This is a genomic window from Aquimarina sp. I32.4 (assembly GCF_002924285.1).
Lineage (GTDB): Bacteria > Bacteroidota > Bacteroidia > Flavobacteriales > Flavobacteriaceae > Aquimarina.
This window is the reverse complement of record NZ_PGUB01000099.1, coordinates 1-15,354: the sequence shown is the minus strand read 5'-3', so window position 1 is coordinate 15,354 and position 15,354 is coordinate 1. Positions and strand designations below refer to the sequence as shown.

Below are 15,354 nucleotides of genomic sequence, written 5' to 3'. Positions count from 1 at the left end.
ACAAAAACCGTAAAAGGGTTTGAAGAATCACAAGGAGATTTGATCTGTATAAAAGCAAAAAGTGCCAGTATACTGGCAGATAACTTCCCTCATTATGCTTCATATAGCGAGGTAGGCTTATCAGATATCTTGCAAGACACTTTTCAAGGGTATGATCTGGGTAAATTAGAAACAAACTTTGCGCCTACCAACACCAGTACTATTCATTATAGTGTACAACATAATGAGAGTGATTTTGCCTATGCAAGTAGATTATCTGCCTATTATAATGAGTGGTTTTACTATGATGGTAAGCAATTGATCTTTGGTAGACCCTCTACAGAAGAAATAGCATTGTCTTATGGTATTGATCTCAAAAAGTTCAGTATCAATATGGAGCCTATGCCAAATAATGCTTCTTATTTTACCAATGATTACATCGCAAATGAACAACATCAGAAAAATAGTAGCGAAGTGAGCATACCATCAGAAGGCTATCATGGCTTTGCAGATAGCAAATCTAGAGAGCTATACAATAAGCAAACACGCATATACAATCCTTTGTATACAGATGCTACGATGAAGCCTAGATTAGATGCTCAGGTAGAAGCCTATACAAAAAGTAGAGCCATACAGCAAATTATAGCAAAAGGCGGTAGTGATAATCCAGGAGTTTGTTTGGGGCAAATCATTAGGATTAATGGTCATGGTAGTTATAGAGTTACCAAAATAGTACATACCAATGTAGAAGGCGGTGTATACAAAAATGAGTTTGAGGCAGTAGATGCCAATTTTGATGCTTACCCCAAGATGGATATCTACAGATTCCCAAAAAGTGAAACACAAACCGCTACTGTAGTAGAGAATTCCGACCCAGATGGATTAGGAAGAATCAAAGTACAATTTGCTTGGCAGAAGCCATTAGGAGAGCGTACTCCTTGGGTACGTATGATGACCCCACATGCAGGCTCAGACAAAGGGTTTCATTTTATCCCAGAGATCAATGAAGAAGTAATGGTAGGATTTGAAGGCGGTAATGCAGAACGCCCCTTTGTATTAGGTGCTTTGTATAATGGTAGTCAAAATCCGTCACCTTGGCAATCGCAGAATAATGATATAAAAGCAATTAGAACAAAGAGTCAGCATACTATTACACTAGATGATAGTAATGGAGCAGAGATGATTACGATAACAGATAAGAACAATAATATCATTCGTATAGACACAGCCAACAACAACATAGAAATCTCTGCATTAGAGAATATGACGCTGAATGCTAAAAACATGCAAATCAACGTTCAAGAAAATTTAGATGTTTCAGTAGGAGAAAACAAGAGTGAAAACATTGGCAAAGACCAAATGGTAACAGCAAGAAACAGTACTGTTCTAATAGAAGAAACAGCCACGTTACAATCAAGAGAATTAGAAAAAAGTGCAGAAAGAATAACGATGAATAGTACCCAAGAAAACATGGAACTCTCTAGTGCCAAACAGGTAGTAAGTAATAGTAGTGAAAAAAACATTTTAACCTAAATCATAAGTCTTTACTACCTATTATGGAGCCACTAACCTTTGGAGGATATTATGAGCAGAATAAGGATGATGATCGTACACATACTCGAATGTATGGTGTACAGATCACTATGGAGCAACAAAACAATACAGATACTATTCAATTTATGATGCAGACTACTTGTCATAAAAATGAAAACAGCTATTTATGGGAAGTAACTCTTCAAAAATCAGCCTTACAAGTAAATCATAAAAAACCACGGCTGTTTAAAACCGCATATGATCTTATGTTTAGCACACAAGTGCTCTATCCTATTACGGTTATGGTAGCCCCCAACGGGAGTATACATACAATCACAGATATATCATATACACAAGTACAAAAGCGATTCTCTCAATTTAAACAAGCTATACTGCAAGAGTCTACAGGAGTACAAATTACGCAATACCTTGATAGCTTAGCACAAGGTATTGACACCAAAAAGAAGCTACTGCGCTATTTGAAATCTGATTGGTTTTGGGCGATCTATTTTCAAACGATATATACCGCTATAGATCCTGTTACAAGTTTGGTAATGCCAATAGATCATACTCTAGGATCAGCAACATATAATGGTAGATTATCTATAGAAAAATCACTAAGTTATTATAATACCCGACAACATATATTTACAGGAGCTGTAGCACCTTCTTTTTTAGCACAACACCTTAGTATTCCTTATGACAAAGTAACAATGGATAGTACTTATGATTTTGAGAAAGACACAGGAGTATTGAAACATGCTACTGCCATACAGCATTGTACGGCTGGTAAGAGCGATTCAAAAACAACAATACATCTGTACCACCTTAGCGAAAAAGATGCAGAAATCACCGCTATGACAGATGACACCAAAGAAGAACAACCTAGTATATTTCAAAAAATGCAACAAATATTACAATGGTTGTAACAAAAAAAAGAATACAGAAATGAGTAATACGGAACACTTAGTATGTCATGGAGCAATATGTAGTTGCCTTTTTGGAGATGCAACCGATACCTTGGAGGTAACCACACAGGATAAAAATTTTATCAATGATGATGCAGGAAGCGAAAAACTCATAGCCACCAATATGGAGCTAGGGCAACCCTTTACGGCAAAAACCTTTGGGCAATGCAAGTTACAACCAGCAGGAAGCAGTTTCAAGATATGTCAACCCATGATACAATCATGGCAAGGCTATACCGATAAAATGCAACTCTCTGCCAATGCAGGTTACCCATTACTAGAAGGTAGCAAAGCCGTCTGCGCTATTTCGGGATCACCTTGTGTTGCAATTGATTTTCATGGACAAGTAGCAGCACCATCAGCCACCGCTTTTGAGGAAACCCGACAAGAAAAAGCCATCGCACAACAAATCAATCCTATACCTACAGATACAACGCAAAAAAAGGCAATACAGTTTAGTACATCAGATTTTGGTACAGAAGAAGATGAAGAGAGTGAATATACCTTAGAAAGCACCTATGTACACGATCATTTTAAGAATGTTGCCAATGATATTATCAAAGGTTTTGAGGGTGATAGTAATAGTGTAGTATATCAATTGTACCAAAAGGTAGCCAATGGGGGCATTACAAACCCCACAATAGTAGTGACCAAAAACCCTGTTTCAAATCAATTGGCATATTATGATACCAGCGATGAGCAAATTAAAGTATGGGAAAAAAATCTGGTTGCTATAGAGAATGATACTGATAAAAAAATAAAATTAATACAAGCTCTCACAGAAGCTTATAGCACACATATTGATACCAAAGTAAAAGATCAACTCGCGATCAAAGAAGAAGTAGCCGTTTATGAGTATGATGTATTTCGCTTTGATGGGGTGCATGATACTACTATCGTCTTAGGGCAAGTAACATCGCCCGATTATAGTGGTGATTTGGTGCTTGATATTCCAAAAGATGATGCACCAGCCTCATCAAAATGGGTAAAAAGTGGTCCAGGGCAATCTGTAAAAGAAATACCTACTTTTGAGAATCCCAAAACCCAACCCAAAGGATGGCCACCAACATTAGGGTTAAAATTTAGTTATAGTCTACAAGGTGGGTTTACTACCAGTGTGTATGCAGGAATCTCCTATCAGGTAGCTCGTATGGGCGATGCACATCTTATGCCTAGTGTGAATGCTGCATTAACCTATTATGGTAATGGCGCACCAGGGACTTCTTATCTAAGCCCTCATTTGATCAATGCCAGTATTACCCCAGCTATAACCCTAGGATACAAAACAGGAAATGCACTCAACCTTAATCTATTTAATAGTTTTACAGGATCAGGGGTCAATGTACCTTATGAGTATGCCTTTACTTGGGGAGCGACAGGGGTGCTAAGTTCTGGTAGTGTTAGCAAATCGTATGACAAAAATGAAAACCGTATAAAAGATAAATACAACAAACATGATCGTAACAATAGGCATCAATTACTAGGAGGTGCTGCTGCCAAAGTGGGTAATTTTATGATCTCATCCTACAATGATATTCATGAACCTTTTTTGTTTTATGGCATGGATTCAGATCAATATTGGTCCGCAGGAGTGCAATTGCAAGCCAAACTAAAACATCAAATACATATGAGCTATGCTTTTGACCTGTACTATGGTAAATCTAATAATGAGATGCCCTATAATCTGGATAAAAACATAGCAGGACAAAACTATGATTATCAACAATTATTTGCCCTATTGCTCAATCGTGGGCAAGAAACCTTTACCACTACCGATGCAATGGGTAATAGTAACACCCAAACCAAATTTGGGTATGGTACTTTTTGGCCGTCCAACATGATGCACGATGCTATCCCATTTCCTGAAGTACCAAAACCTCCTGAAGAGCCTATACCTGAAAAGTATAAAGTTAGACAAGAATATGAAGATGCTAAAACAAAATATGAAGAAGCTATTGATGAATATGACAAAGAAATGCAAAACCATACGATAAGTATACAGTTAACACCAAACCCCACCTTTCATCATTTGTTTGTGGTTTATAAAAATAGAGATAATACAATCGATTTAGAACGGTTACAGACTTATATGAATGCAGATGTATTAAATAAAAGTAAAAACCTAGAGGAATTCTTTACTTTAGAGAAAAAATTTAAACAACAAGAAAAAAACAAAAAAGAATGAAGAAAATAATTTTTGTTTTAGTAGTATTTTCTATTTGTATCGCTTGTCGTACTCACAAAGAACGAAAAGAATATGATATTGCTTTTAATAAATATATAGTTTCCAGAGGAATAGACCCTAAAACGGTAAAGGGCATGGATTATATGGATGATTATATTGAATATAAGAAAGAAAAAAAGAAAGAAAAATTATTAAACCACCCATATTTTAAAGTTAACCAAGTCTACATCCATAAAGATAAAGATGATGATGATTATCTATTTGAGGTCTATGATGATAATGGGCGGGTATATATTGGTGGTTCAGACATTGTAGGAGAAAACCTGAGTTTCCCAAAAGATGGAATGATTACAGTAACAGATCCTATTACTCTGGATTTATTGGGCTTTTATAAATTAGAAAATAACAAATTAACCATAAAGCGATGGAAAAAAACAGCTTATCGAAAATGGTATGAGAATGATATTGGATTTGTACGCAATGATTCAATATACCTTAACGGGTGGTATTACGCCAAAGAAATAGGCTTTAAAAGAAAATGGTTAGCTATTACTCATAAAACTGATTTTAGACTACGATATGCACCCAATCTAAAAGCCAGAAGAGGGAAAAATTTTGTTGGAGGGAAAATATTTGTAATTACAGAAGGTACTTTTAAAGTACAGTAATGAGGTGTTTATAATTAAGGAGAATAGCACCTTCAAAAAAATAAATTTATAATGAGCACAGTACAACAATATAATGTAAAGATCAAAACCACCTACAATGATCAAGTAATGGCCGATAATACACTTCGGTTAGACTTTGATACGATGGAGCGTACTGCCATACAGTTTGAGATCATAGAAGACGACAATACTGCTATCGATTCTACATTTTTTGAAGAAATCGAATGGGTTATTTTTGAAAACTACATTCGCGTAGATCAGGACGATTATACAGGAGGGCGTAAGGCAGAGATACACCTTTATAAAGATCAGGCAGGTGCGCATGATTCTCCCTCGTATATAGAGATTCAAGCCACACACCCTTTTCAAGGGGTTATGGATACTGTGCGCCTAGAACTAGTTGCTACTCCCAAAATTACAAAAACCGATTGGGTAGACCTAGAAACATTACAAAACTGTACAGAAACAAAATTCAATACCATAGTGGGTATTGACCTTGATGGAGAAGGTATTTATGCTATCCCCCTTACCATAGATGTATATCTTACAGAAAATGATCAACATATTGACTCACTTACAGCACATAAAGATCGTAGCCTGCACCAGATACACCTCAAAAAAGAGTGGCACACCCGTCACCGAATCTTTTTTAGTGTTGTCAAACAAGTATATTTTGTAGTTACCTATCTAGGGCATGATGGTATCAAAACTATTTATAATGGCAAACAACAAGGTAATTTACTTACTGTAGATGGCATGCAAATAGGCAGTGGCCCTAAAATGCCTGATACTGGCATTATGCCTGTAGTGGTTGGTACTAGAGAACAATACTATACCCAACGCTACGAACCCTGCAAATATCAATCTATTGCCTATACCTTTGCCGATCAACCTCAAGTAACTATTTTTGAAGAAAGTGATCAACCCACCGATACCCCACACCGCCAACCAAATATTACAGTACAAGTAGGAGCGCACAAAAAGCCTTTGGTTATCGAGGTAGCAGGACATACCCCCCAAACCAAATGTTCTGCTGTAGAACGAGGCGAACAAGCACACACACCGCGCATTATTAATACCGAAGAAATACCCACAAAATACATAGATACCTATGAGGGTAATACACTATCCTTTATCCCTTATTTTCCTTACAAGTATATAGATGATCAGGGGCTAATCCCTCAAAATAACTATCTCAATTTTCTGTTAGAATATTTTATTCCTCCAGAAACAGAACAACTTGTGATCCCTGTAGAAACCTGTAGATATACCAAGAATATAAATGTAGCTATTAATCCAGATATAGCGTGGGCTTTCCATTTTAGATGCGCACTTAGTTCTGATCAACTCGAAAAAAAACCTGATCAGCTAGAAGTCATGGATCGCAAAGAAATGTATTTTAGAGAAATCGAAGATATCAAGCTACACATTGGGCTTAATAAATTAATAGAAAAGCATAGGAATATCATAGAAAATATAGGGAGTCATTTTATATTAACAAATCTACCCAGTGCAGGACCATTAAAAGTAACAAAAAAGTTTATCATGAGCTTGGTTGTTGATTATGTACAAAAAATAGGAGCATGTTTTGGGATGGGGCTACATACCTATTATAACGAAGAAAATGAAAACACCCGACAAATAGCTAGTTATACCCAGCGATACCCAGAGATTACCAATCTATTAATATCGTCTCCAGTAGCACTTATAATTTCTATAGAAATTTTGATACTTATTTTTTCTGGGGGATCTTCTGCGGCAGCAAGATTAGGATTTAATATTAGCTCAAAAATGGCACGACAAGCTGCCAAAATAAGAAAATACCTAGATACGTTTCAATGGGTAGAGCGCAAAAATGAGCATGGCGCATTTCATATCGCATGGCCAGTCATCTCATTATCTCTAGGCAAAGGATATCGTGCTCACCCCGATGGTAGCTCGGGATATCATTATGAGATCAAATGCACGGCAACCCCTATTTTTGGGTTAATTTTTAGATCAGAAAATACTATAGGTGGGCTTTTGGTAGATAACTCCCCCATAGGAGTAGGATTTGATATAGCCCGATTGGCAACAAGTATGGTAGGTAAAGTATTAAAACTAAAACGATACTCAAAAAATGCAAAACTAGCCAAACGTGTATTTGAGTTACAACGCAAGCAAGGGGCTAGTAAATTAAAAACTGTAGTCGCTACACGTGCTGCCCTACATAAAGGCTCAAAAAACCAAGCCTTTATTACACCAGGTAGTGTGATAGGCATACTCAATAAAGCAGAAGATAATATCAAAAGCAAAGTTGATACTATTGTTAAAGAAATGGGGCTGGAATTTAACTTCTATTTCTCGGTAGAAGGAGTCTATAGTGCCAAGTTTGAAGTAGACATTAATCTAGATGATCCCAATGTCCCACAGCTCACTATGCAAAACCATCTGCCTGATGGCACCTATACCAGTTATAGCAGAGATAGTGTAGATAGTAAGGGGAATAAAACAAACGAAGTAGCCTATAGTCGTAAAAAAAGTATCAACGCTTATGCCTATCTTGCCATCAACCATGATTTGATGTTTATGACCAATTGGATTGCTCCTTATGTACCCGAGTGGCTTGGGGTTACCGAAGAAGAATTTAAAACCGAAGTAGCACAAACCACCGTTGCTGGTAAAGCCATGCTAAAAGGAGGAATCGCTTTTGAAATCAAATACGGCTGTGACACCCACAAAGGCCCCTATATGCAAGAGTTTACACATTTCTCAGGTATCTCAGGGAGCTATAGGTTGAAAGTAGGAAAATTAGAAAAAGAAAAAGAACGAGGTAATAAAAAGCCAGGAAGCCAACCCAAAGTAGCTAGCCCAAAGATAGAGAAAGAACCACCTATGGTAGAATTTATATTGATGAAACCCTATACCCTTGGGGGCAAGAAAGAATACCTGTTTACCCAACAAGGGATCACCGATGCTCTAAAATACAGTAGAAAAAACACGCTTAAAATAATATGACCAGGAATATGATCCCAAAAACACTAGCAATAGTATGCCTATACAGCCTTATCGCTTGTGGGCAACACAAAGAAAAAGCTGTATCTAATAAAGTTGAAGCACAAAAATCTAAAACCATGAATACCACGGCTCAAGCAGAAATCGATTTATTAAAAGTTCCTGTTGATAGTATTACCGCAGATAATATCGTAGAAGTAATTGCAAATCAAGTACAACGCTATGAGGTAGAACCTATCTATTATCTGCGTATCGGTAAAGCCAATTGTTTGATAGAGGTATTGGTAAATGATGTACCTACTCATAAAAATTATACTCTAAGTAATCTAGCAACCCCACTAGAAATCAATCATAAAATCTTAAAAAGCGGTACGCAAACTATCACAGTACGTATGTATCCTGTGGGGGATTTGATCAAAGAAGAATATGACTATGGTGATACCGTCACTACACTTGGGGATGCCAGTGCTGTACAGATTACTGTAGTACAAGCTGATCATAAAGGCAATCAGGGCATTGATGATGAAGAAATTATAACAACTCATCAAAGCCCAACCAAAGATGAAGCGGGTGAGGTATTTACTGGCTCAGGATTACCTTTTTATGAATATACTTTTTCGTTTGAAGCTGCCGTGCCCTACCATATCAAAAATGGATGGGACACCGCTATAGACTTAACCAAACTTGATCAAGACTATGTAGAACAACAAGCCGTAACATATTACAATAATTTTTTACAACAAATTAAACTAGGCAATACAGATACCTTTGCTCGATTAAATTATTACAATATGCTAAACCAAGCACAAACGTTTTATAAAACCCAAGCAGAAATACAAGAAATCTGGGAAGATGAATTAAAACTATTAAGTAATACTACACGAGAATTAGATTTATTTGATAGTGGATATCAAATATTACAATGTGCCTCTGGGGGGGGGGTTTATTTACGCTATAAAACCCCAGAAGATCCTCAATTATTACATAAAAGTATGGCATGGGTATTCTATAAAGATAATCAAGGTGATGATAATGGATGGGTAGAATATTATAATATATATCTCTACTGCCCAAAAAAAATGTATCGTAAAAAGAAATTAGAATTTCAGATGATGTAGTTTATGAGTGCTATACAACAATATATAATACAATGGTTAGGGGTTTGGTTGTGCCTATACAGCCTTATCGCTTGTGGGCAACACAAAGAGAAAGTTGTACCCAATAAAGTTGAAGCACAAAAATCTAAAATCATGAATACCACGGCTCAAGCAGAAATCGATTTATTAAAAGTTCCTGTTGATAGTATTACCGCAGATAATATAGTAGAAATAATTGCAAATCAAGTACAACGTTATGAGGTAGAGCCTATCTATTATCTGCGTATAGGTAAAGCTAATTGTTTGATAGAGGTATTGGTAAATGATATCCCTACGTATAAAAATTATACCTTGAGCAATCTGGCAACCCCACTAGAAATCAATGATAATATCTTAAAAAGCGGTACACAAACCATCACAGTACGTATGCATCCTGTGGGTGATTTGATCAAAGAAGAATATGACTATGGTGATACCGTCACTACACTGGGTGATGCCAGTGCAGTGCAGATTACTATAATACAGGCAGATCATAAAGGCAATCAGGGCATGGATGATGAAGAAATTATAACAACTCATCAAAGCCCTACCAAAGATGAAGCGGGTGAGGTATTTACTGGCTCAGGATTACCTTTTTATGAATATACTTTTTCGTTTGAAGCTACTGTGCCCTACCATATCAAAAATGGGTGGGACACCGCTATAGATTTAACCAAACTAGATCAAGACTATGTAGAACAACAAGCAGTAACCTATTATAACAATTTTTTACAACAATTTAAACAAGGGAATGCTGATGCAATAGCAAAACTGAATTATACAGGTATGTTGATACAAGCACAAACCTATTATAACACTAAAAAGGAAATACAGGAAGTATGGGATGAAGATATAGAGTTGTTTACCAACCCAACCCGAGAGGTATATCCTTTTGATAGTGGGTATAAAGTATTACAATGTGCCTCTGGGAGGGGGGGTTATTTACGTCATAAAAACCCAGAAGATCCTCAATTATTACACAAAAGTATGGCATGGTTATACTATGAAAAAAACGGTACGGGTAGAGGGAATTTTTTCAACAATTACCTCTACTGCCCCAAAAAAGCCTATAATAGAAAAAAACTAGTATTTCGAAATATGTAATGGTATGAAAAGCGTACAAGATTTTATAGTACACTTGTTTGGGGTTTGATTACGGTATAAAAAGGATGTGGTAAAAAGAGGTTTATCATTACATAGAATTTAAAATTAAGATAGCATACAAAATTTATAAATATGATTTGGACATATAATAAAATTGTCAAAAACAAAAATCAAATTCGTTATACAATACAAAATATTGATGTACAACTCAAAAAAAGATTTGAAGCATTACCCAATATTGCAACTACAGTAAAGAAATATCTAACTCATGAAAAAGATGTACATTCTGATATAGCAAGACTTCGAAGTCAATATCAGGCATCCAGTACTAGAGAAGAAGGATTAGGTTTAGAACAACAATTATCAGAATTATTAAGTACAATTATGGTAAGTGTAGAAAACTACCCTGAACTTAAATCAAATGAATCTGTTATTCTTTTACAACGTAGTATTAATGAATTTGCAGCGCAAATCTCTGCATCCCAAAGAGCATATAACAGTGCTGTACTAACCTATAATGATTCAATTTCTGTATTTCCAAGTAATATAGTTGCAGGTATATTTGGCTTTAAAAAAGAAGAATACATGTCAATTATTACTAATGAACAAGAAAGGAAAAATATAGATTTAAACACCTATTTGTAGTTTATGAATCAAATTTCAGAACATTTTGAAGCAGTAAAAAAACAAGCTAGTACAATTAAACCTCCTTCAAAATTACGTCTTATAGGCTCATCCCTTTTAGTATTAGCTTCAGTATTAGCATTTATAATAGCCATTGTATGCTTTTTTATAGGAATTATTGTGTGGATTATTCAATATGATACAGATGTAATTTTTCTTATTGCAAAAAGTAGTTTTAAGGGTAGTATTGGTGGGTGGATTTTTGCCATTCTTATTTTTCGCTCATACTTCAAAGACACCACTAAATTTAAAAACACTAGTGTTTTAAGACAGGATTTCAAAATGGATATTCTTCCACAAATGATTGCTTCAACCTATGGAGATTTGAAGTATCAGTTTGACGGTATCGTACACGAAGATCATATATTGGAGTCTGGTTTTTTCCCCCCTTCTTTTCTTACCTCCTTAAAAGAACGTTGGTTTTTTGGCGATGATTACTTTTCAGGAAAAATAGAGAATGTAGACTTTGAGTTTTGTGAACTCTATTATAAAACGAAAGGAGTAACAATAAGTGGGTGGGCTATAATTATCATCATGTTTACTATTTCTATTAGCCTTCTTTTTAGATCTGATATTGATTTACCCTCTTTAGGGATCGGTGATGATGAATCTTTTTTTGATACTCTAGGAGAATCAAAACAAAAGAGAGTAGAACAAAAAACAGATCGCACCAAAGTAAATCAAAAAGCATTTTTGTATGGTACAAAAACCAATTTTAGAGGTTTCTTTATGTATGCTGATTTTCATAAAGATTTTGAAGGGATTATAAATATTCGTACCAAGAAAAAGTTTGGTATCCCAAAAATGTTTAATGTTTCAAAAACAATGAATAAGATTCGTGTAGAAAATGCATCGGTAAATAAAAAATATACTATAAGAGCAACAAACACACAGATGGCATACTATGTTTTAAGTCCAACAATTGTAGAAGCTATAGATAAGTTAAGCACTAGATTGGGTAAACATTTATCTATGACCTTAAAAGATGGAAAGTTATACTTGATCGCACCTATGAACAAAGATTTTTTTGAAAATGTCACCATTGATAAAAACAGTATTAGTGTAAATACTATAGAGGATATTCAAAACGATTTAAATGCCATAAGGGACTTAATCACGACACTCAATATCAGCAATCGTATCTGGACAAAAGCATAAGTTTATTCACACAAATAAATCATTATAACAAAAAAAATGAAAATCAAAACTCAGGAAGATGTTGATTCTTTAGATATAAAAATTCAGAACGAATTGGGTATCGATTTAAAAAAGTATAGGAATCCAGAGGTGGTAGAAAACATTATGGATTTATTATTATTCCCCAAATATATATTGAATTGGACAATGCGACCCGTTCTTATTTCTTTTGTAATATATATTATAGGCTATTTCATCATTGATTTAGTACATATAGAATACATACTGTACGCTATCATCGGATTGGTTTTATTTTTGATTACAGGGGTGTTGGCTGGATTGTGGTTCTTAACTTTTAAACTAAAATCTGATATAAATGCCATCATACAATATACTCTTGATATTTTAAAATCTTGTGTAGTTGATATAAGTAAATTGAGTACAAACAATTTGAAAGAAAATCCAAAAGATACATTACAACTGTTAATGAAAGGAATTACACATATTATTACAATTCCTGTATTAACTGATGTTATTTCAAAAAAGATTCCCCTAATTGGACGATTGATCAATAGTATTATAAAGAGAATATTAATTTCAATCTCGAATAAACTTCGTTTTAAATCAACTGAAGACACTACTGTACAAACAGGAGAAATGACTCCATCGCAAATTATAGAATTTTATACAAAAGCTGTTATGGGAGCTTCTAATGGATTAAGTACTGTCTTATCGATATCTACTCATATTGTTCAGCTACCTATTAAAATTAGTTTTGGAATCATCTTTTCTATTCTAATGTTATTCATCTATTTAATTTGGTAATGATAGGTTTTAACAAAAGGGGTATCAAAATTAAAAGTATTTATGATGTTTTTACAACTACTAATATCCTCAAGTAATCATGGCCTTTTAAAAATTAGTATAACATGAACACAAACTCAATTAAAAATATCATACAACCTATCCTCAATCCAGAGTTTAGGTGTAGTATCCTCCCAAGACATTTATACACACATATAGATTTTACTACCAAAGGGATTACAAGAAAGATATTAGGAGGCAAAGAATCTTGCTTGATTAATATAGGAGAACGAGCATCACAAATGAATATGGAAACTGCTTCTGTGTTAATTCTTGATCCTAACCAAAAGATTGTGTGTAATCACAATTTTAAGATAAGAACATGCTACCCTCCTGGATACAAAAAAGGCCAGACTCCGTTTCTAGTAGATTATACCATTCTTTTGTATCAAGAACCTCAAGGCACTGATTATTGCTATTCTGTATGGGGAAAAAATGACAAACTGTTAACCTATGGGTATGCTATCACTTTTTATAAGCAGAAACAGTTATCCAAACTCTCTAAGCATGATTTTATGACAGAATGCGGTCATTTGATGAAATCAGAGGAAATAGACTACAAAGGAAAAACAAAATTCAATATTCAAATCAAACTACACGAAGTTGATTTTGAAAATAGTTCCTGGACAATACATTGTTATTAGTAACAAAAGTTCTATAAAAATAATATTTCTTTACCACTAAATCTTTCCTTGCTTCAATATTTGTAAAACTCGCTAATAAACTATAAATTAGTCTAGTAAACACATTTGAGTTGAAAAATTCAAACCGTACAACAAAGACAATTCCTACCCTTTGTTTTAGTATACAGTCTTGTGAAAACGATTAAACATTTTTATTTGATATTTTAATCGTTTTTTTGATATTTTCGGGAGGTTATTAAAGAAATTATGTATGTTTGTTCAACAAGAACTAATTACTCATAATACTATATTGTAATTATACTTCTTATTTGTTAACCTTTGTGGTTGACTATTTTTAAGATATTTGTTTACTGACCGACACTACAATTGGAGGTATTCAAGTAATATACTAACTTACATACGTGTTCTGACCGACGCTACAATCGGATTTCACGACCTAAAACCATTAACGCTTATGTTAGTGAATAAAGATCGTGTTGATTCGAAAGAACAGCAACTAAAAAAAATCCGAAACATCAAAAAAATGACCATTGAACGTCTTAAAACGTTTGAAGGTTTTGAAAATGTATCTGACAAAGAAGCAGAAAGAAACATTCTTCAGATGGAAGAATTAGGAAAAATATTGTTTAACCATATAGCAAAGGAAAAATAAAAGAATATGGAGAACTTAAGAGTATTTCAAAAATTTGGAAAAAAATCAAATAAACCAAAAGTTAATCGCACCAATAAAGCTGTTATTTACACTCGGGTATCAACTAAGGAGCAAGCCGTTAACAATGCCAGTTTAGAAACTCAAAAAGTATTTTGCGATGAATATGCAAAAAGGAATCAGCTTGAAGTAGTACAGTATTTTGGCGGAACTTACGAATCTGCAAAAAAAGATGATCGCATAGAATTCCAAAAAATGCTAAAATACGTTAGGAGAAATCATGACATCTCCTATATAATAGTGTATGCATATGATCGATTCTCCAGATCAGGAGCTAGTGGTGCAAATATCAGTAATCAATTAAAAGAGCAGGGAGTTTTAACTTTATCAGCAACTCAACATGTTGATTTTAATAATGCTGCAAGTAGTGTTTTAGGAGAAGGGGTTTTTCATTTAATGAGTCATCTTGAGAACGTGAACCGAAGTACCAACATTACTAACGGAATGAGAACGAAACTTCTAAAAGGGTACTGGATCAACACTGTTCCTTTTGGTTATACAAACCTTAATCCAGGAAAAGGAAAAACACCTGATATTGTTATTAATGAAAAAGGCAAACTACTTAAACTAGCTTTTCAATGGAAGCTTCATAAAAACATGACCTATCGAGAGATTGCCGAAAGAATAGAAAGAAAGGGAGTAAAAATAAGAGCCAAAAAATTAAGTGATTATTTCAGAAATCCCTTTTATTGTGGTGTTATTGTTCACAACTTATTGGAAGAACCCATTATAGGTAAACATGAACCTTT

The 15,354-nt window shown here is 34.5% G+C and carries 13 protein-coding genes; all 13 read left to right on the top strand.

Annotated elements, in window-relative coordinates; translation table 11 throughout:
* A partial coding sequence (locus tag CVD18_RS22725) for a type VI secretion system Vgr family protein (RefSeq protein WP_103866823.1) occupies window positions 1-1,512 on the top strand: 1,512 nt, incomplete at its 5' end.
* A gap of 23 nt (window positions 1,513-1,535) precedes the next feature.
* Window positions 1,536-2,441, top strand: coding sequence for a hypothetical protein (locus tag CVD18_RS17905; RefSeq protein WP_103866821.1), 906 nt, complete (start codon window positions 1,536-1,538; stop codon window positions 2,439-2,441).
* A 19-nt stretch (window positions 2,442-2,460) separates the two neighbouring features.
* Window positions 2,461-4,665: a DUF4280 domain-containing protein gene (locus tag CVD18_RS17900; RefSeq protein ID WP_103866825.1), complete on the top strand. Its 2,205-nt coding sequence runs from the start codon at window positions 2,461-2,463 to the stop codon at window positions 4,663-4,665.
* Window positions 4,662-5,333 carry a hypothetical protein gene (locus tag CVD18_RS17895; protein ID WP_103866820.1) on the top strand — a complete coding sequence of 224 codons (672 nt, stop codon included), beginning with the start codon at window positions 4,662-4,664 and terminating at the stop codon, window positions 5,331-5,333. Before CVD18_RS17900 ends, CVD18_RS17895 begins: the two co-directional genes overlap by 4 nt.
* A gap of 51 nt (window positions 5,334-5,384) precedes the next feature.
* Complete coding sequence (locus tag CVD18_RS17890; protein ID WP_103866819.1) at window positions 5,385-8,330, top strand: hypothetical protein; 2,946 nt, start codon at window positions 5,385-5,387, stop codon at window positions 8,328-8,330.
* The gene (locus CVD18_RS17885; RefSeq protein ID WP_103866817.1) at window positions 8,327-9,445 is read left to right on the top strand and encodes a hypothetical protein; all 1,119 of its coding nucleotides are present in this window, start codon (window positions 8,327-8,329) and stop codon (window positions 9,443-9,445) included. The genes CVD18_RS17890 and CVD18_RS17885 overlap by 4 nt, the downstream gene beginning before the upstream one ends.
* Before the next feature lie 3 nt (window positions 9,446-9,448).
* Window positions 9,449-10,567, top strand: a complete 1,119-nt coding sequence (locus tag CVD18_RS17880) for a hypothetical protein (RefSeq protein WP_103866815.1) — start codon at window positions 9,449-9,451, stop codon at window positions 10,565-10,567.
* A gap of 132 nt (window positions 10,568-10,699) precedes the next feature.
* Entirely contained in the window at window positions 10,700-11,212 is a 513-nt protein-coding gene (locus CVD18_RS17875; RefSeq protein WP_103866813.1) for a LemA family protein, read from the top strand.
* 3 nt (window positions 11,213-11,215) lie between these two features.
* Window positions 11,216-12,409, top strand: coding sequence for a DUF3137 domain-containing protein (locus CVD18_RS17870; RefSeq protein ID WP_103866811.1), 1,194 nt, complete (start codon window positions 11,216-11,218; stop codon window positions 12,407-12,409).
* Window positions 12,410-12,445: 36 nt separating this feature from the next.
* The gene (locus tag CVD18_RS17865) at window positions 12,446-13,213 is read left to right on the top strand and encodes a hypothetical protein (RefSeq protein WP_103866809.1); all 768 of its coding nucleotides are present in this window, start codon (window positions 12,446-12,448) and stop codon (window positions 13,211-13,213) included.
* A gap of 104 nt (window positions 13,214-13,317) precedes the next feature.
* Window positions 13,318-13,896: a hypothetical protein gene (locus CVD18_RS17860; protein WP_103866807.1), complete on the top strand. Its 579-nt coding sequence runs from the start codon at window positions 13,318-13,320 to the stop codon at window positions 13,894-13,896.
* A 454-nt stretch (window positions 13,897-14,350) separates the two neighbouring features.
* Window positions 14,351-14,548, top strand: coding sequence for a hypothetical protein (locus CVD18_RS17855; RefSeq protein ID WP_103866805.1), 198 nt, complete (start codon window positions 14,351-14,353; stop codon window positions 14,546-14,548).
* A 6-nt stretch (window positions 14,549-14,554) separates the two neighbouring features.
* Window positions 14,555-15,354: recombinase family protein (locus CVD18_RS17850; RefSeq protein ID WP_158250494.1), on the top strand; the 800-nt coding region annotated here is incomplete at its 3' end.